14 protein-coding genes are annotated in these 18,446 nt (G+C 69.2%); 12 read left to right on the top strand and 2 right to left on the bottom strand.

Annotated elements, in window-relative coordinates:
• The first annotated feature begins 86 nt into the window (after positions 1–86).
• From VLA96_14130 to VLA96_14075, 12 genes are all read left to right on the top strand, one after another.
• The gene (locus VLA96_14130; protein HSE50340.1) at positions 87–1,451 is read left to right on the top strand and encodes a sigma-54 dependent transcriptional regulator; all 1,365 of its coding nucleotides are present in this window, start codon (positions 87–89) and stop codon (positions 1,449–1,451) included.
• A complete protein-coding gene (locus tag VLA96_14125) occupies positions 1,451–3,718 on the top strand; it encodes a CHASE2 domain-containing protein (protein HSE50339.1) in 2,268 nt (755 codons plus the stop codon). The genes VLA96_14130 and VLA96_14125 overlap by 1 nt, the downstream gene beginning before the upstream one ends.
• On the top strand, positions 3,715–4,407 hold the full coding sequence (locus VLA96_14120; protein ID HSE50338.1) for a FecR family protein: 693 nt from the start codon (positions 3,715–3,717) through the stop codon (positions 4,405–4,407). Before VLA96_14125 ends, VLA96_14120 begins: the two co-directional genes overlap by 4 nt.
• Positions 4,408–4,672: 265 nt before the next feature.
• Positions 4,673–6,547: a hypothetical protein gene (locus tag VLA96_14115; GenBank protein HSE50337.1), complete on the top strand. Its 1,875-nt coding sequence runs from the start codon at positions 4,673–4,675 to the stop codon at positions 6,545–6,547.
• Between the two features lie 97 nt (positions 6,548–6,644).
• Positions 6,645–8,354, top strand: a complete 1,710-nt coding sequence (locus tag VLA96_14110) for a hypothetical protein (GenBank protein ID HSE50336.1) — start codon at positions 6,645–6,647, stop codon at positions 8,352–8,354.
• Between the two features lies 1 nt (position 8,355).
• Positions 8,356–10,089, top strand: coding sequence for a hypothetical protein (locus VLA96_14105; GenBank protein ID HSE50335.1), 1,734 nt, complete (start codon positions 8,356–8,358; stop codon positions 10,087–10,089).
• Positions 10,073–10,915 (top strand): hypothetical protein, encoded by an 843-nt coding sequence (locus tag VLA96_14100; GenBank protein HSE50334.1) that lies wholly within the window; start codon positions 10,073–10,075, stop codon positions 10,913–10,915. The genes VLA96_14105 and VLA96_14100 overlap by 17 nt, the downstream gene beginning before the upstream one ends.
• Positions 10,912–11,853, top strand: a complete 942-nt coding sequence (locus tag VLA96_14095; protein ID HSE50333.1) for a hypothetical protein — start codon at positions 10,912–10,914, stop codon at positions 11,851–11,853. Before VLA96_14100 ends, VLA96_14095 begins: the two co-directional genes overlap by 4 nt.
• The gene (locus tag VLA96_14090) at positions 11,853–13,280 is read left to right on the top strand and encodes an NAD(P)-binding domain-containing protein (GenBank protein ID HSE50332.1); all 1,428 of its coding nucleotides are present in this window, start codon (positions 11,853–11,855) and stop codon (positions 13,278–13,280) included. Before VLA96_14095 ends, VLA96_14090 begins: the two co-directional genes overlap by 1 nt.
• A gap of 48 nt (positions 13,281–13,328) precedes the next feature.
• Positions 13,329–14,057, top strand: a complete 729-nt coding sequence (locus tag VLA96_14085) for a DUF2490 domain-containing protein (GenBank protein ID HSE50331.1) — start codon at positions 13,329–13,331, stop codon at positions 14,055–14,057.
• Between the two features lie 98 nt (positions 14,058–14,155).
• A complete protein-coding gene (locus VLA96_14080; protein HSE50330.1) occupies positions 14,156–15,397 on the top strand; it encodes a transporter substrate-binding domain-containing protein in 1,242 nt (413 codons plus the stop codon).
• Between the two features lie 10 nt (positions 15,398–15,407).
• On the top strand, positions 15,408–16,430 hold the full coding sequence (locus VLA96_14075; protein HSE50329.1) for a hypothetical protein: 1,023 nt from the start codon (positions 15,408–15,410) through the stop codon (positions 16,428–16,430).
• Between the two features lie 33 nt (positions 16,431–16,463).
• Here VLA96_14075 and VLA96_14070 read toward each other — a convergent pair whose 3' ends face one another.
• On the bottom strand, positions 16,464–17,441 hold the full coding sequence (locus VLA96_14070; protein HSE50328.1) for a polysaccharide deacetylase family protein: 978 nt from the start codon (positions 17,439–17,441) through the stop codon (positions 16,464–16,466).
• A 32-nt stretch (positions 17,442–17,473) separates the two neighbouring features.
• A partial coding sequence (locus VLA96_14065; GenBank protein ID HSE50327.1) for a WD40 repeat domain-containing protein occupies positions 17,474–18,446 on the bottom strand: 973 nt, incomplete at its 5' end.

Here is an 18,446-nt window from a genome sequence, read left to right as displayed (position 1 = left end):
CGCATCGTCCGCTCGGGCATGTCCGACGGTACGCCGCACTCTCGTGCGCGCGAGAGTACAGTTATGAAAAGGACTGCGAAAAACTGATGCGTGCCCTGCGCGTCTTGCTCGTCGACGACGAGCCGAACACGTGCGCTTACATCAAGGCGGCGCTCACCGCCGAGGGGCACGACTGCCACGACTTCCTGCGCCCCGCGCCGGCGGAGCAATTCCTCGCTGCGAACGAGGTCGACCTTGCGCTCATCGACGTGTACCTCGGTGACGTCAGCGGGCTCGACCTGGTGCGCCGCCTGCGCTCCATCCAGCCCGACCTCTACTGCGTCGTGATGACCGCGCACATCAGCGTGGAGACGGCGGCGCGCTCCACCGCCGAAGGCGCCATCGACTATGTCGCCAAGCCGCTTTCGCTCGAGCAGCTGCGCGCGGTCTGCGAGAGCGCCGGCGCTTATCGCCGCCGCCGCGCGGCCGCGACCGTCGTGCCGGAGGCGGGTCCGCAGGGCTCGGCCATCATCGGCAAGAGCCCCAAGATGCTCGAGGTCTACAAGATCATCGCGCGCGTCGCGCCCAGCAACATGCACGTGCTCATCACCGGGCCCAGCGGTAGCGGCAAGGAGCTCGTGGCGCGCGCCATCCACCAGCACTCGCGCCGCGCGCGCGCCCCGTTCACGGCGGTCAACTGCGGTGCGCTCACCGAGACGCTGCTCGAGAGCGAGCTCTTCGGCCACGAGAAGGGCGCGTTCACCGGCGCCGCCGCCATCCACAAGGGGCTGGTGGAGACCACCGACCAGGGAACGCTCTTCCTCGACGAGATCACCGACACCACGCTCAGCTTTCAGGGCAAGCTGCTGCGCGTGATCCAGGAACAGCAGGTGCGGCGCGTCGGCTCGAGCCGCCTCATCCCGGTCGACGTCCGCGTGTTCGCCGCCTCCAATCGCGACATGCTCGCATGCATCCGCGAGGGTCGATTCCGCGAGGACCTCTACTACCGCCTCAACGCAGTCCACATCGAGGTGCCCGCGCTCGCCGAACGCCGCGAAGACGTCGCGCTGCTGGTGCGGCACTTCCTGCAGCAGTTCAACGAGCGCAACGAGCGCAACGTCAGCATCGAAGCCGCCGCGGTCGAGCGGCTCGCCGCCCTCGACTGGCCCGGCAACGTGCGCGAGCTTGAGAACACCATCCATCGCCTCGCCGTCTTCGCTGCCACCGGGCGCATCACCAGCGCCGACGTGGAGCGGGAGGCCGCCCGGCTGCAGGAGCCCGCCGCGCTGTCCCCGAAAGCGCCTCGCCCCGACCGCCTGCTGGAGATGGAGCGCGAGCACATCGCGCGCGTGCTCGCGGAATCTCGCGGCAACAAGTCGGAGGCGGCACGCCGCCTCGGAGTCGAGCGCAAGACGCTCTACAAGAAGGCCCGCCGCCTGGGCATCGACCTGCATTCCCCGGAAAAGCACTGATGGCCGCCACCCGCCGATTCCCGCGACGCCGCACCGGAAGGCGCGACCTCATCCTGGCGGTATCGCTCTTCCTGCTGGTAAGCGCGCTCAGCCTGCTGCCGCTGGCGCGCGAGTGGCAGCTGCGCGTCGACGACACCTACTTCCGCGCCGCGCCGCAGCCGCCGCAGCGCTCGCCGGTCGTGCTCGTCCTCATCGACGACGACAGCCTGCAGCGCTACGGCCGTTGGCCGTGGTCACGCACCCGGCTCGCTGAGCTGACGGAAAGGATCCACATCGCCGGCGCGCGCGTCATCGGACTGGACATTCTGCTGGCCGAGCCGCAGACCCCGGAAGCCGACCGCGCGCTCGCCGCGGCGCTGGCGCGCAGTGGCGGCACGGCCGTGCTGGTGGACAAGATCGGCCGCTTTCCCGACGGGCCTCGCTGGATCGAGCCTCTGCCGGCCTTCGCGGAGCACGCCGCCGTCGGGCACGCGCAAGCCGTGCTGGACCTCGACGGTGTCTGCCGCCGCTTCCCGCCGCTGCAGCTCACGCCCGAAGGCGCGCGTTGGGCCTTTCCCGTGGAGGTCGCGCGCCTCGCCGACCCCGCGCGCACGGGGCGCTACCTGCGCGCTTACGGCATCGCCGAGCGGGAATCGCCCGGCTCGATCGCCATCGCGCAGCCGGTACTGGTGCCCATCGCCTACCGCCGCGCCGACTTCCACCGCATCTCCGCCGCCGCCGTGCTGGAAGGCGCAGACCTGGGGGCGGTGCGCGACCGCACGGTGCTGGTCGGCTTCGGCCCCACCGAGCTCGGCGACCGCATCGCTACTCCCTTCAGCGGCGAGCTGCCCACGCCCGGCGTCGAGGTCCACGCCCAGATGCTCGACGGCATCCTCACCGGGCGCTCCCTGTTCGACCTGCCGTGGTGGGTGAACGCGCTGTTCCTGTTCGCCACCTGCCTGACGATCGTCACGCTCTCGCGCCACGCGGTCGGGTGGCGTGTCTTGCCGGCGCTCGCGGCCGCCACCGCCGCGTTCTACCTGTTCGGGCTCGGGGTCTTCCTGTTCGGCTCGCGCCTGCTTTCCTTCGGGGCGCCGCTGCTCGCGATCGTGCTCGGGCCGCTGCTGGCCTACAGCGCCGACCTCCTGGTGGTGGAGCGCAGCGTCGCGCGCCAGCTCGAGGAGCTGCAGCGCTGGCTGGAAGCGCGCCATGCCAAGCCTGCCGGCCGGCATCCCAACGACCTCTTCTGGCGGCTGGCGGTGCTGCGTCGGCTGCAGATCGAGCTGGGCTCGGCCTACGAATTGCACCAGGCATTGTTGGAGTCCACCGCCGACCCGGTCGCGGTCTTCGACCCGCAGGGAGAGCTCCTGCTCCGCAATCGCGCGTTCGCCGCCGCCTTCCCGCAGGAGCCGCCGCTGGACCTTGCCCGCTTGCGCGCGGAGCTCGCGCTGGGAGCCGGCGTCACGGAGGCCGAAGTCGAAGTGCGCGACGAACTCTACGCCTTGCACCTCGTGCCGATGCTGCCCACCACGCTCTCGCCGGCGGGCGGCACTATCGTGCGCTTGGCTAGCCTGCGCACGCGGCTGGAGCGCGACCGCGCGCGCGCCGAGGCGCTGGGCTTCGTCACGCACGAGCTGCGCACGCCGCTCGTCGCCATCCAGGGATTCGCGCAGCTGATGCTCGAGCATCCTGGGGTCCCGGCGGCGGCCTCGGCGCCCGGGACCATCCTGCTCGAGTCGCGCCGCCTGCTCGAGCTCATCAACAGCTACCTCGACGTGTTGCGGCTCGAGACCGGCGCGCGTCCCCTGCGGCTGGAAGAAGTGTCGCTCGGCGCGGTAGCGCAGCGCATCGTGGACCTGCTGCAACCGCTCGCCGATTCCGCCGGGATGCGCCTCTCGCTGGCCGTCTCCGCCGCCTGCACGGTGCGGGGCGACGTCTCGCTGCTCTCCGGCGCGGTGCTGAACCTGGTGAGCAATGCGCTCAAGTACGCTGATCCCGGCACCGACATCCGCATCGTCTGCTCGCATGAGAGCGACGACGCCGTGCTCGGCGTCTACAACCGCGGCCGCGAGATCCCGCCCGAGTTGGTGCCGCGCCTCTTCGACCCGTTTTACCGCACCGCCGCGGCGGAGAGCGCCGCGCCCGGCACCGGGCTGGGACTCACGTTCGTGCAACGCATCCTCGAACAGCATGGCGGCACGGTGCGTGCTGCCACCATGCGCGGCGAGACGCTGTTCGAGATCCGGCTGCCGCTAGCCGTCGCGCTCGCCGCGAAAGGAATCGCATGAGACCGATACGCGCGCTTTTCGTCGCGCTCGTGGTGCTGCTCGCCGCGGGCCTGCCCGCGGCCCAGACCCCCGAACCCGCAACACTCGTCGCGGGCTCCGCGACCATCGACGACATCAAGGGCGAGGTGACCGTGCAGCCGCCCAACGCCGCCGCCGCCAAGCCGCAGCGCGGCCAGGTGCTCGCGCCCGAGACCATCCTCGAGATCCGCAAGGGGAGCGCCCTGCTTCATCTCGAAGACGGCTCCCAGGTCCTCATCCGCAAGAACAGCCGCGTGGTCGTGAAGGCTCCTGAAGGCGCCCTCGCGCGCCTCATCGACCTGCTGCTCGGCCGTGTGTACGCCAAGGTCCGCAAGCGCACCGGCAGCGCGCCTTCGTTCCGCATGGGCACTCCGACAGCGGTCATCACCGTGCGCGGCACCGAGTTCGATGTCTCGGTGAACGAGAAAGGGAAGACCCGCGTCGAGGTCCATGACGGGCTCGTCGCCGTCGCGTCGCTCCTCGCGCCCGATCGGCCGGTGTTGCTGCGCCCCGGCTTCCACACCACCGTGCAGCGCGACCAGTTGCCGGAACGCCCGGACCGCAGCTATCTGTTCGACGACGATCAGCGGCGCACCCCCGGTCGCGAGTCAGAGCGTGGAGAGCGCGACTCCGAGCGCCAGGGAACCGAGAAGCCGGAGGACCCCGACTAGCTGGGCCTTTCCCGGCCCCAACCTGGGTTCATCGGACCCAGCTGCTCGACCCGCGCGTCATTTTCCCCGCGCATAACCGCCACTTTTCCCCGGTCACTTTGGCAGCCGGACTGCCTTTACTCGAGTACCAGGCCAGGGGACCTCGTTGGCGACCGGTACTGCATCTCGACATCACAGCCGAGTGGCGGGCAGTCTCTTCGCGCCCACGCGGCAGGGAATCGTGTGCGCCGCGAAATGGCTGGGTCACCCAGGAGTTCTCCCCGGCTTGGCCCTTGGGCTCCTGTGTGTGCTGTCGCTGCCCGCTGCTGCCCAGCTCTCGCCGGGCCCGCTTTCCCGGGCTCATCGAGCGCTGGGCGGACCGGCGGGCTGCACGCAGTGTCACGCCGTTTCCGCGGGCGCAGCAAAGTTCCGCTGTCTCGACTGCCATCGCGAGATCGCCGTGCGGCTGGAGCAGCGCCGCGGCCTGCACGCCGGCTACGTCCCCGTGGGCGCCGACAGCAAGGCCTGCATCCACTGCCACTCCGAGCACAACGGCGAGGACTTCGCGGTCATCCACTGGGACCAGCGCGCCTTCCAGCACGCCACCACCGGCTTCAACCTGGAAGGGAAGCACGCAGCGCTCGACTGCACGCAGTGCCACAACACGCAGCGCATCGTCGCCGCCGAGCGGTCTCTGCTGAAGAATCCTGCACACAGCTTCCTCGGCTTGTCGCGCACCTGCACCAGTTGCCACGAGGACAAGCACAAGGGACAGCTCGGCGCGAACTGCCTGCAGTGCCATGGCGAGCAGACCTGGAAGCCGCGCTTCGACCACGCGAAGACGCGCTATCCGCTCACGGGCGACCACCTCCAGGTGCGTTGCGAGAGCTGCCACACGCCCGGCCCGGACGGCGCCATCCGCTACACCGGCCTGCGCTTCGACCGCTGTTCCGCCTGCCACAGCGATCCGCACAAGGCCGCCTTCGCGCAGCAGACCTGCGAGTCCTGCCACTCCACCGGCGGATGGAAACAGACCAGCTTCGTCGCGCGCTTCGATCACGGCAAGACCGGCTTTCCGCTGCTCGGCAAGCACCTCCAGGTCGGCTGCCAGAGCTGCCACCGCGCCGCCGACTTCAAGACGCCCATCGCGCACGACACCTGCGCGAGCTGCCACAAGCCCGACCCGCACGGCGGACAGTTCGTCGCCCGCGCCGGCGGCGCCGCCTGCGAGGGCTGCCACACCGTCGAGGGCTTCAAGCCGGCGAAGTTCGCGCTCGCCGAGCACGACCGCACCGGCTTCCCGCTGCGCGCCGCGCACGCCACCGTCGCGTGCGCGAAGTGCCACGCCCCCGCCGGTAAGGCCACGCGCTTCAAGGTGAAGTTCGGCCAGTGCCTCGACTGCCACGCCGACGCGCATCGCGCGCAGTTCGCCGCCGCGCCGCTGCTGAACCGCTGCGAGCAGTGCCACGACGAGCGCAGCTTCCACCTCACGCGCTTCACGCTCGTGCGCCACGACCAGGGGAGGTTCCCGCTCACGGGCGCACATCGCGCCGTCGCCTGCATGGAGTGCCACAAGCCGCGCGGCAAGCTGGAGGTCGCCGCCTACCACTTCGATTCGCTCAACTGCACCACCTGCCACGAAGATCCCCACAAGGGGCAATTCGCCGCGCGCATGCTGCGCATCGCCGCGGACGGCAAGGCCGCCGGCTGCGAAGCCTGCCACTCGACCAAGGCGTGGAACGACCTGGTCCGCTTCGACCACGGCTCGACCAAGTTCGCGCTCGCCGGTGCGCACCGCGCGGTCGCGTGCGAGTCGTGCCACCGCCCGCCGAACCTGGAGCGCAAGCTGCTCGCGGTGGATTTCCGCGCCGCGCCCTCGCAATGCGAGGAGTGCCACGCCGACCCGCACGGCGCGCAGTTCGCCGGCGCCGGCCGCGTGACCCGCTGCGCCGAGTGCCATACCGCGATGAAGTGGCGGCCGTCGCTCATCGACCACGAAAAGTTCGCCTTCTCGCTCAAGGGCGCGCACGAGAACGTCGCCTGCAAGCGCTGCCACGTCCTGCGCCGCGAGATCGAGGGCGAGCAGGTCCTGTTCTACAAGCCCACGCCGGTCCGTTGCGACGTCTGCCACGGCAACGGCGCCGTCGCCGGTGGCTCGTGAGGGAAGTGATGGATCTCAGGCAGAACGACTCGAAGGTCCATGGCCCCGGCAGTCTGGCTGCTGGATTGCATTCCATACGCCGGGTGGGAAGGGACACATGCGCCGGCTAGCGCTCGCGTTCGTGACGATCGTCGCCGTGCTGGGTTGCGCGGGGCTCGCGCTGCGCGCGCAGGAGCGCGGCGGCATCCCGCGCGCCTCGGTGCGCAGCCCGCACGGGCCGCTTGCCATCCGCTGCGAGAACTGCCACACCTTTACGGGATGGAAGCCGATCCGCGCCATCCCCGAGTTCGATCACGACAAGACGCGCTATCCGCTGCGTGGCATGCACGCCAAGGTCGGCTGCATGCAGTGCCACGCCAGCCTGGTCTTCACCGACGTGGGCAAGAGTTGCTCCGCCTGCCACGCCGACATCCATCGCGGACAGAACGGCAAGAGCTGCGAGCGCTGCCACACCGTCAACGGCTGGCGCGTCTCCATCGACGACATCCAGAAGCACTTCAACCGCTTCCCGCTGACCGGCGGGCACTCCACCGCGCAGTGCGGCGATTGCCACAAGAGCGCCGCTGCCGGCGTCTTCCCCGGTCTCAGCACGGTCTGCTACTCCTGTCACGCCAAGGACGCGAAGAGCGCGCCCGTCGACCACAGCGCTTTCCCGACCGATTGCACCGCGTGCCACTCCATGGACACCTGGCTGGGCGCGAAGTTCGATCACCTGCGCTTCACCGGATTCGCCCTCACGGGCACGCACGCCACGCTCGATTGCGCGGCCTGCCACGTCAACAACAGGTTCAAGGGCACGCCCGCCAACTGCTTCGCCTGCCACGCCAGGGAGTTCAACGCCACCACCAATCCCAACCACGTGCAGGCGAAGTTCCCGCAGGACTGCGCCATCTGCCACAGCACCGCCACCTGGCTCGACGCGAAGTTCGACCACGCGCGCTTCACCAGCTTCCCGCTCACCGGAGGCCACGCCAACCTGAACTGCAACAGTTGCCACGCCAACGGCAACTTCAGCGGCACGCCGACCGACTGCGCGTCCTGCCACCTCAAGGACTACAACGCGACCACCAACCCGAACCACGTCACCGCGGGCTTCCCGAAAGACTGCTCCATCTGCCACGCGACCACCGCCTGGACGCCCGCCTCCTTCGACCACAGCAAGACCGGCTTCGCGCTCACCGGCGCGCACAGCAACCTCACGTGCGCCACCTGTCACGTGAACGGCAACTACAGCGGCCTGAGCTCGGCCTGCTCCTCGTGCCATCAGAAGCAGTACGACGCCACCACCAACCCGAACCACAAGGCGGCCGGCTTCCCCACCGACTGCGCCGTCTGCCACTCGACCTCGGCCTGGACGCCGGCCTCGTTCAATCACAGCCTCACCGGCTTCACGCTTACGGGAGCGCACGTCAACACGCCGTGCACGAGCTGCCACATCAACAACCAGTTCGCCGGCACGCCGACCGACTGCTACGCATGCCACAAGGCGGCCTTCACTTCGACCACGAACCCCAACCACGTCGCCGCTGCCTTCCCGACCACCTGCCAGACGTGCCACAACACCACGACCTGGTCGGGCGCCACCTTCAACCACACCTGGTTCCCCATCTACAGCGGGACGCACGCCGGCAAGTGGACGAGCTGCGCCGACTGCCACACCAACTCGTCGAACTTCGCCGTCTTCTCCTGCATCACGTGCCACACGCACGACCGCGCCCAGACCGATCCGCACCACACCGGCGTCAGCGGATACTCCTACACCCCGACCAGTTGCTACACCTGCCATCGCAACGGGACCGCCGACTGACATGCGCTCGCTCTCCATCCTCTTCCTGACTTTGCTCTCCACGGCGGCGCTCGCCCAGTCGCCGGAGGAGCCGATGCGAGTGCGCTTCCGCGTTCGCTACGTCACCGGCGATGCCGTCTACCTGGAAGGCGGCCGCAACGCCGGCCTTAGCGAGGGCATGAAGCTGGTGGTGAAGGTCTCGCCGTCCTCGGCCGCGCCGGCGAGCGCCTCATCCGACGTCCCCGACGACGAAGCACCCATCGTCGCGCGCCTGAAAGTCGCGAGCGTCGCCGCGACCTCGGCCGTCTGCGAGATCGAGTCCGCCACCCGCCAGCTGGTCGCCGGCGACTTCGCGACGCTCCCGCGCGACGAGGTCGAAGCGCTCGTCACCCGCCGCACCCTGAGCAACACGCGGCAGTATCCCGCCGTGGTCAGCTTCTCCGAGGGCGACCCGCTCGACGAAGAAGCGCGCGAGGAGGTCCCGCGCCCCCCGCTGCCGGAGATCAACCAGGCGCGCGGCCGGGTCGGCTTCGACTACAGCACGCTGCACAATGCCAGCGGCGCCAGCTCGTCGAGCTTCGGCATGGTGCTCCGCGCCGACGTCACCCGCATCAACGGCACCTACTGGAACCTGCGTGGCTACTGGCGCGGCCGCCTGGATTCGCGCACCTCGAACTCGCAGGCGACGCTGCAGGAACTCATCGACCGCACCTATCACCTCGCGCTCACCTACGACAATCCCGGCTCCAGCTGGGTGATGGGCTTCGGCCGCCTCTACCTGCCGTGGGCCAGCAGCCTCGACACCATCGACGGCGGCTACTTCGGCCGCCGCCTCTCGCCGCGCGCGACCGCGGGCATCTTCGCCGGCATCTCGCTCGACCCCGCCGTCTCCGGTTACGACTTCAACCGGCGCATCGCCGGCTCGTTCGTCAGCTTCGACGGCGGCAGCTACGAAAAGACCCACTACACTTCCACCTTCGGCCTGGGCATCGTCACCGATGGCTGGAAGATCGACCGGCCGTTCGCGTTCGGCGAGAACTCGCTCACCTTCCAGAACCGCGTCTCGCTCTTCCACTCCTTCCAGCTCGACTCTCCGCGGACCGCGGCCGGCCAGCCGCCCGCCGGCGCCGGCCTCTCGCGCAGCTTCTTCACGCTGCGCGTGCAGGCGCATCCGCGCGTCACCTTCGATTTCAGCCACAACTACTTCCGCGACGTCCCCCGCTTCGACCCGCAACTGGTCGGCACCGGCCTGCTCGACAAAGTCTTGTTCCAGGGCTTCAACGTCGGGGCGCGCGTCGAGCTGCCCCATCACGTGAGCGTCTACGGTGCCGTGGGGCACAGCAACAACAGCAACGACGCGCGGCCTTCCTGGAACAACATGCTCGGCGTGAGCGTGGCGCAGATCTGGAAGACCGGCCTGCGCGCCGACTTCCGTTACTCGCGCTTCGACAGCTCCTTCGCCCAGGGCTCCTACCGCACCTTCTCGCTCTCGCGCACCTTCGGCGAGAACCTGACGGGCGAGGTGCAGGTCGGCACGCAGTCGTTCGTCTCGCCGTTCTCGGTGGACAACGGCGCTCGCTTCCTCAACGCGCGCGCCGACGTGAACCTCGGCGCGCGTTACTTCCTCGAAGGCGGCTTCACGCTCTCGCGCGGCGTGGTGCAGGACTACACCCAGTGGCACGCGATGATCGGCTACCGCTTCGACAACCGCAAGCACGACGGCCGCAAGGAGGTGCGTGATGCCGCGAAGCCTTAGGCGGCTGGCCGCCGGCTGTCTCGCGCTTCTACTCGCGCCTCTGTTCGCGCGCGGAGAAGCGCCCGCCGTCGAGCGGCTCGTGGACCGCACCAGCCGCCAGGTGAACGCTTATCTCGAGCAGGTCTCGAACGTTACCTGCACCGAGCACGTCACGCAGCTCAAGCTCGGTCGCAACGGCAAGGTGCAGGCGAGCGAGCAGGCGGACTACAACTACCTCATCCTGCTCCAGGGCGCGGCCGACGACCTGCTGCTCAGCGAGTCGCGCCTGCCGCAGGACCCCGCCCGCAAGCCGCGCAACAACGTCTCGCTGCTCATGACCAACGGTTTCTCCACGCTGTTCCTCATCTTCCATCCGTATTACCGCGCCAGCTTTCAGTTCGAAGAAGCCGGCCAGGAACTCGTCGACGGCCGCCGGCTCACGCGCCTGCGCTTCACCGCCATCCCAGGCGCGCGCACGCCGGTGGCGCTCGCGCTGCGGGGCCGCGAGTATCCGCTCGCGCTCCAGGGCGACGCCTGGCTCGACGAAGACACCGGCCTGGTCGCGCGCATCCAGGCCACGCTCGCCAACGACCTGCGCGACATCGGCCTGCGCTCGCTGCGCGCCGACATCAGCTACGCGAACGTGCGGCTGCCGGCCTGGCCGCGCGCCTATCCGCTGCCCGCGGAAGCCGTCATCGAGGTCGAGACGCAGCGCCAGCACTGGCGCAACACCCATCGCTTCGACGCTTACAAGAGCTTCATGGTCGATACCCAGCAGGCCGTCGCGGACGACGCGCTCGGCCGGCCGCCGGCCGCGCAGGTCCCGGCCAGAAGGAAGAAGAAGTGAACACACCGCTCAGTCTTGCCGGCTACGCGCAGTTCCGCGTCGACCCGGAGCGCTGGCACCGCCGCCGCCTGTTCCTGGCGACCGTCGCCGCCGTGCTCCTGGTCGCCGCGCTCGCCGCCTACGGACGCTCCTACTACCTCACCAGCTGGGCGGAGCGCCCGTTCTCGCCGCAGCACGCGCAGCTCAAGCCCGGAGGCCCGCTCGGCATCCGCCTCGGCATGCTGGGCGCCGCGATGTTCTTCCTCATCTACCTCTACCCCATCCGCAAGCGGGTGCCGTGGCTGGCGCGCCGCGGCTCGGCGCGCCACTGGCTCGACTTCCACGTCGTCCTCGGGCTCACCGCGCCCTTCGTCATCGCCTTTCACTCGTCGTTCAAGTTCCGCGGCATCGCGGGCATCGCGTTCTGGATCATGGTGGCGGTCGCGCTCTCCGGCATCGTAGGCCGCTACATCTACGCCCAGATCCCGCGCTCGCTCAGCTCTGCGGAAGTCTCGCTCAAGGAGCTGCGCACGCAGCAGGACGAGCTGACGCAGGCGCTTGCCGGCCAGCGGCTCTTCCGGCCCGCCGAACTCGCGCCGCTCTTCGACGTCCCCACGGCCGGAGCCATCGGCGAGATGGGCGCGCTGCGCGCGGTGGCGAAGATGTTCCTGCTCGACCTCGCGCGGCCGCTGCGCGTGGCGCGGCTCCGCCGCCGCGCCCTCGGCTTCGGCGGCGCGCTGCTTTCTTTCGGCGGGTTGTTCGCCACCGGCGACCGCGACCTGGAGCGCATCGTCGACACCGCGCGCCTGTGCTCTGCGCTCTCCAAGCGCATCGCCTTCCTCGAACGCACCCACAAGATCTTTCACCTCTGGCACGTCGTCCACCGTCCGTTCAGCTACTCCTTCGCCGTGCTCGCGCTGCTGCATATCGGTGTCGTCGTCCTGTTCGGGTTCTTCTGATGGACACCCTGATCGCATTCCTGCTTGCCGGCGCCCTCACGCTGTTCTTCGTTCGGGGCTACTTGAAGAAACTGACTGCGGGCAAGCCGCACGCCGCGGCTCTGCCGCCCAGGCCGCAGCGCCCGTGCCCGCGCTGCGCCAAGCCGATGGAGAAAAGCGTCGCCTTCTGCCCGCATTGCGGCGCCGCCATGGCGATGTGGATCGTCCACCAGGCGCCGCAGCAGACCGCGTCCGTCCCGGGGGGCAAGGCGGGCGCGCCGAAGCCCGTCATCAACGCCTCGCTCTGCATCGGCTGTGGCAGTTGCGTCCACGTCTGCCCGGAGACCGGCACGCTCGCCCTCGACGGCGGCAAGGCCATCCTCAGCCATCCCGAGCGCTGCACCGGGCACGCCAAGTGCGCCGAGGCCTGCCCCACGCAGGCCATCACGCTTTCCTTCGGCGGCGTGCTCCAGACCATGCGCGTGCCGCTGGTGCGCGAGAACTTCGAGACCAACATCCCGGGCGTATTCATCGTCGGCGAGCTCTGCGGCATGGGGCTCATCAAGACCGCGATCAACGAAGGCAAGCTCGTGGTCGACCACCTGCGCGCGCGCCTGCAGAAGGCGCCGGCCCCCGCTTCCGACGAGATGTACGACGTCGCCATCGTCGGCGCCGGCCCGGCTGGGCTGAGCGCGTCGCTCAGCGCGCAGCAGCACGGCCTGCGATACCTCACGCTCGAGCAGGGAGAGATCGCCGCCACCATCCGCCAGTATCCGCGGCAGAAATTCCTCATGGCCGAGCCCGTCGAGATCCCGCTCTACGGCACGCTCTACGTCGGCGACGGCACCAAGGAAGCCCTGCTCTCCGTCTGGGAGACGATCATTCGCAACACCGGCGTGCAGATCCGCACCAACGAGAAGGTGCTCGCGGTCGAACGCAACTCTGCCGGCTTCCACGTCCGCACCGCGACCGGCGACTACCGCGCGCGTAACGTGGTGCTGGCGATGGGGAAGCGCGGCTCGCCGCGCAAGCTCGGCGCGCCCGGCGAGGAACTGCCCAAGGTCTCCTATCGCCTCATCGAGGCCGACAGCTACGACGATCTCGACGCGCTCGTCGTGGGCGGCGGCGACTCCGCCGTGGAAGCCGCGCTCGCCCTCAGCCGCTCCGGGAAGAACCGCGTGACGCTCTGCCACCGTGGCGACGACTTCCCGCGTCTGCGCGAGCGCAACCGCGAGAAGCTGGAAGCCGCGCGCGCCGAGGGCCGCGTGCAAATCTTCACCGGGGCGCGAGTCACCAGCATCACCGCCGGCCAGGTCCACCTGGACGTGCGCGGCCGGCCGCTCACCCTCCCGAACCACCTGGTCTTCGTGCTCATCGGCGGCGAATCGCCCGAGGAGTTCCTTCGTAAGACCGGCATCGAGATCGTGGAGAAGTCTTTGAGCGCATAAGCGCGACCGACCGGCAGCCGCCCGCATGGGTTATCCTCTTGCACTCCCATGCTCAGGCTTCGGACCATCCGGCTGCTCGCGGCGGCTACTCTCGCCCTGCTGTGCGCGATGCCCGCCGCGCCGCAGGAGCCGGGCGTGTGGGGCGAGATCTCGGTCCCGCTGGTTCGCTCGGAGCGCTGGCTCTGGATGGCGAGCACCGAGATGCGCACCGACGAGCCGCTGCCGCGCTCCACCTTCATCGGCCGCGGCGCGAGCTCCGCGCGCTTCGTGCTCGGACGCGGCTGGAGCCTGCGCGCCGGCTACTGGGCGCGCCTGCGCGGCCACGGCGAGATCACGGAAGGCTGGCAGCACGGCGTCAACGCCGGCTTCTCGTACCCGCTCCCTTGGACGCGCGCGGTTGGCGTTGGCAGCACGCTCTACGAGCACCAGTTCCTGCCCGGCGGCAGGCCCGAGCGCAACCGCCTGCGCCAGCGCTTCGAGTTTCTCTGGGACACCGGCAAGGTCTCGCCTTGGGCGGGGCAGGAGCTCATCCTGCAGGACGGCCGCGGCTTCGCTGTGGCCCGCACTCGCCTCGGCCTGGCTTTCACCATCCCGCGCGGTTGGGAGCTTCGCGCCGGCTACCAGTTCCGCACTTCGAAGACGACCGCCGGAGCGTGGGCGCCGCGCCACGCCATCCTGCTGCAACTGCGCGCGCCCGCCCTCTTCGACCTCCGCAAGAAGAAGCAGCAGAAAGAGCCCGAGCCCGAACAGCAATTGGAAGATCTGCAGCAGCAGTAGCCGCGCCCATCTGTTTTTGACAAGCGGGGAGCGCGCCTCTAGGCTATCTCCCCTATCCGAAGTCAGTCCTGGCAGTGAACATGGACCGGGGAGGTCTCATGCGTAGGATCTTGGTCGCGGCATTCTTGCTGGCAGCGAGCGTGCTGGCCGCAGCCCAGAGTGCGGCGCCGGCTGCCGCGGTGAAGGACCTGGCGCCCACCGGACAGCTGCGCGCCGCCATCAACCTGGTCAACACCGTGCTGGTGCAGCGCGATCCCGCGACCGGCAAGCTGAACGGCATCAGCGTCGAGCTCGCGCAGGAACTCGCCCGCCGCCTCGGCGTGCCGCTCGAGTACGTCATCTTCGAAGGCGCCGGCAAGGAGTTCGATTCCGCCGGCGGCGGCACCTGGGACATCGGCTTCTTCGCCATCGATCCCCGGCGCTCCGATACGGTCGACTTCACCGCGCCTTACGTGGAGTTCGACGGTGGATACATGGTGCGCGTCGGCTCGCCCGTGCGCACCCTCGCCGACGTCGACCGCCTCGGCACCCGCATCGCCGTCGGCCAGGGCTCGGTCTACGACCTCTACCTCACGAGCAAGCTGAAGAACGCTGAGTTGATCCGCGTCCAGCCCGCGTCGCTGAGCAGCGTCGTCGAGACTTTCACGCGCGACCAGCTCGAGGTCGCCGCTTTCATCAAGATCCCGCTCGCGCAGTACGTGAAGAGCCACCCCAAGTTGCGGCTGGTCCGCGGCAGCTTCATGGACATCGACCAGGCCATCGCCACGCCGAAAGGGAAGGGCCTCGCCGGCCGCAAGTACCTGGCCGCGTTCGTCGAGGACATGAAGGACTCCGGCTTCGTCGAGGACTTGCTGCGGCGCAGCGGCGCCACTGACGTCTCCGTCGCGCCGGCCGCGCGCTCCCACGTCATCCCGCCCGCCGCCCAGCTCAAGTGCGAATTGTTGCCGCCTTCTCACCGCAGCGACGACACGAAAGTCGTCACCGAAAGGATCGGCCCGCGCGAAGGCGCCCTGGGGCCGACCGGTAACACCTACTTCCTCATGCCGCGCGCCTACAAGTACGTGATGGTCCACCTCCAGCCCATGTCCTCCGACGTCGCGCCCTACCTCGTGAAGCTCATCACGCGCTACGCCGACGACACCATCTACGAGCCGGTCGTCGAGACCATCTACCCGAAGGCTGGGTCGCCGCAAGACTGGGGTCCGCTCGAGGTGATGCCGCGCGAAGTCCCGGACGAAAAGATCGGCAACATGTTCAACGTGAAGGTGCAGTCGAACTACGCGCTCGAGCCGCGCGCCACCGGATTTTCCTACACCGTGTCGGTCGAAGGCTGCGACTGAGGTGACCACGATGACATCCACTCCGACTGCCGCGCCCCTCCGCCTCGCCGTCCTCGCGCTCGTGGTTCTCGGCTGCTTCGCGCTGCCTGTCGTCGCCCAAATGGACGGCCAGGTGAAGGCCGTCACCGCCGCCGACTTCAAGGTGACTTACTATCCGGTGAAGCCGGGGATGGGGAATCGCGACGTCGCGCCCGCCGCCGACGGCACCGTCTGGTTCTCCAACCAGTTCGACGGCTCCGTCGGCCTGCTCGATCCCAGGACCGGCAAGTACGAGCTCTTTCCTCTCGGGCCTGGCTCTTCGCCGCACGGCATCCACATGGGGCCCGACGGCAACCTTTGGGTCATGGACGGCGGCCAGAACGCCATCATCCGCGTGAACTCCAGCGATCACAAGATGACTCTCTTCCGCGTGCCCAAGGAGCGCGGCGACGTGAACCTGAATACCGGCGTCTTCGACCAGGCCGGCGTGCTCTGGTTCACCGGCCAGAACGGCCAGTACGGTCGGCTTGACCCGAAAGAAGGCAAGGTCGAGGTCTGGGACGCGCCCAGAGGCTTCGGGCCGTACGGCATCACCGTGACGCCGCAGGGCACGGTTTGGTTCACCAACTTCGCGCTCAACCACATCGTCGGCATCGAGCCGCGGACGCGGCGGCTCACCGTCGTCGACCTTCCGCATCCCGCGCCCACGGGCGCGCGCCGCATCTGGTCCGATTCCAAGGGCAGGCTCTGGCTCGCCACCTGGGGACTCGGCGAGCTGCTGCGTTACGATCCAGCCGCAAGGTCCTGGGCGGCGTTCAAGATCCCGGGGCTCGGCCCGCGCGGCTACTCCACCTACGTCGACGAGCACGACATGGTCTGGATCACCGACTTCATGTCGAACTCCATCCTGCGCTTCGACCCCGCCACCGAGTCGTTCGTCATCCTGCCGAGCGACAAGCAGGTCTCGCAGCTGCTCCAGATGAACGGGCGGGGCGGCAAGGTATGGGGCGGCGAGCAGGGCGCGCACCGCATCGTGCTGATCGAGCCGAAGTAGCGGCGCGCGCGGCCCGCCCGGCCGCCTGCGCCGTCACAGCACGCCCGGGTACACGTCGTCGAACTTCTCGCGGATGGTCCCGGGGTCGTTCGCCGCGATGCGCGCGATCTCGTCCTTGCGCAGGAATGCGACCCCCGGCTTCGTGCGGATGTAGTCCAGGAACTCGGTCAGCACCTTCACCCGCTCGGGCCGCAGCAGGCGGTCGTGCGTGGTGATGGCCAGCATGCGCCGCCGCTGCGCGGCTTCTTCGTAGATCCAGTCGAAGCTGTTCTTCAGGTCGTTCTTGAACTCCTCGGTCGAGAGAAAGCGCGACTCGTAAGCGCGGATGTCATTGAGATAGACGGCGTACGGCACCACGACGATGGTTCGCCCGTTGCGCAGCTCGACGAGGAACGGCTCGTCGCGGCTGACGTCGTCGATGTGGTAGACGTAACCCAGCTCGACCAGGATCTCGAGCGTGTTCACGGTTCCGCGCAGCCCGGGAGCGTTGAACCCGATCGGGCGCTTGCCGGTGATGCGCTGCACCGTTTCGGTGCCCTCCCGCAGGAACTTGGACTCTTCGCCGCGGGTCAGCTTGTACTGCGTGTCCCAGCGCGCGCCGTGGGCGGCCGCCTCATGACCGCGTTCCACGATCTCCTTCGCCAGTCCCGGATTGCGCTCCACCGCCGCTCCGATCATGTGCGAAGTCAGCTTGATGTTGCGCTTGTCCATCGCGTCCAGCATGCGCGGGATGCCTTCGCAGTCGCCGTAGCGATACCAGGTCACCGTCGGCATGTCGGGATACTCCGGCGGCGGCGTGAAATACCCGAAGGGCGTCGGCGGCTCGCGCCGCGGCTGCCCGCCCGCCTCGAACATCAGCGAGAGCGAGACCGGCAGCCGGATGCCCTCCGGCCAGAACCTGCCGGCCTCGCGCGGGGCGGCGCGCTGCGTGGTGGCGGCCGCCGCATCCATGCTGAGGCTCGCCGCGAGCGCGGCAAACCCGGTCTTGAATAGCTCCCTGCGAGTGAACATGACAGCCTCCCCGGCGGCCGTGGCCGCCTCCTTCATCGAGCCTGTTGGTACGCGAACATCAGCAGCACGCCGTTGTGGTCGATCACGGCGAAGCGGTCTTCCGTCGGGCTGAAGTCGATGCTGTTCACGCGCCCGTGCGGGCTGCGGAATTCCGCCAGCTTCTTGCCCTCCGCCGTCCAGAGCGTGATGAGGCCGGTGCCGGAGACCGCGCCGATGAGCGCGCCGTCGCGGCTGAACTGCGCGTTGTAGACCCAGTCGCCGTCGCCCGCCGCGAGCGAGGCCAGCGGCCTGCCGTCCAGCGTCCAGAGCCGCGCCGTGCCGTCGAACCCGGAGGTCAGCAGCCGCTTGCCGTCCGGGCTGAACCGGACATCGTTGATGCGTCCCTGCCCGCTCTCGAAGGCGTGGAGCACCTTGCCGCGTTCGTCGGTCACGCGCACCGCGCCGCTGTCGAATCCGCACGCGAGCTGCTTGCCGCCGGGCGAGGCCGCCTGGTTGCGCGCCACGCCGCGCTGCGTCACGCGCGCAAGCTCTTTCCCGCCAGTGTCAAACACGACGACCGCGCCGTCGTCCGAACCGGTGGCCACCGCGTCGCGCTCGAGGAAGAGCGCGTCCGTGACCGCGGAGCGATGCCCGGCGTAGGTGCGCAGCAGCTTGCCGTCGCGGCCCCACAGCTTCGCGGTGCCGTCGTAGACCGCGGTCAGGAAGCGCTCGCCGCTCGCGTCGAAGCGCACCTTGAACACCATGTTCCCGTTCTCGACGCGCAGCCGCGGCTCGCCGGCGAGCGTCCACAGGCGCGCCGTCCCGTCGGAAGTCCCGGTGGCGAGCGTCTTGCCGTCGGGGCTGAAGGTGACGTACGCGAAGCTCTCGCCCTTGAGCGTGTGCGCGCGGAACGCGGATTCGAGCGTCAGCGTGAGTCCGCCTGTGGCGGAGACCTTCTGCGGCAGCGCCGACGGCAGCAGCGCGTCGCCGGGCTGCTGCGCGATCCCACCGCTCAGCAGGAGAAAG

It is taken from the genome of Terriglobales bacterium (genome assembly GCA_035457425.1).
GTDB lineage: Bacteria > Acidobacteriota > Terriglobia > Terriglobales > Acidobacteriaceae > JACPNR01.
The sequence above is the reverse complement of the archived record's forward strand: the minus strand, read 5'-3'. Positions and strand labels throughout refer to the sequence as shown.

What these genes read in the sequence shown, in the direction of transcription:
- VLA96_14130 (HSE50340.1), top strand. Translation starts at nt 87, where the DNA reads ATGCGTGCCCTGCGCGTCTTGCTCGTCGACGACGAGCCGAACACGTGC.
- VLA96_14125 (HSE50339.1), top strand. Translation starts at nt 1,451, where the DNA reads ATGGCCGCCACCCGCCGATTCCCGCGACGCCGCACCGGAAGGCGCGAC.
- VLA96_14120 (HSE50338.1), top strand. Translation starts at nt 3,715, where the DNA reads ATGAGACCGATACGCGCGCTTTTCGTCGCGCTCGTGGTGCTGCTCGCC.
- VLA96_14110 (HSE50336.1), top strand. Translation starts at nt 6,645, where the DNA reads ATGCGCCGGCTAGCGCTCGCGTTCGTGACGATCGTCGCCGTGCTGGGT.
- VLA96_14105 (HSE50335.1), top strand. Translation starts at nt 8,356, where the DNA reads ATGCGCTCGCTCTCCATCCTCTTCCTGACTTTGCTCTCCACGGCGGCG.
- VLA96_14100 (HSE50334.1), top strand. Translation starts at nt 10,073, where the DNA reads ATGCCGCGAAGCCTTAGGCGGCTGGCCGCCGGCTGTCTCGCGCTTCTA.
- VLA96_14090 (HSE50332.1), top strand. Translation starts at nt 11,853, where the DNA reads ATGGACACCCTGATCGCATTCCTGCTTGCCGGCGCCCTCACGCTGTTC.
- VLA96_14085 (HSE50331.1), top strand. Translation starts at nt 13,329, where the DNA reads ATGCTCAGGCTTCGGACCATCCGGCTGCTCGCGGCGGCTACTCTCGCC.
- VLA96_14080 (HSE50330.1), top strand. Translation starts at nt 14,156, where the DNA reads ATGCGTAGGATCTTGGTCGCGGCATTCTTGCTGGCAGCGAGCGTGCTG.
- VLA96_14075 (HSE50329.1), top strand. Translation starts at nt 15,408, where the DNA reads ATGACATCCACTCCGACTGCCGCGCCCCTCCGCCTCGCCGTCCTCGCG.
- VLA96_14070 (HSE50328.1), bottom strand. Translation starts at nt 17,441, where the DNA reads ATGTTCACTCGCAGGGAGCTATTCAAGACCGGGTTTGCCGCGCTCGCG.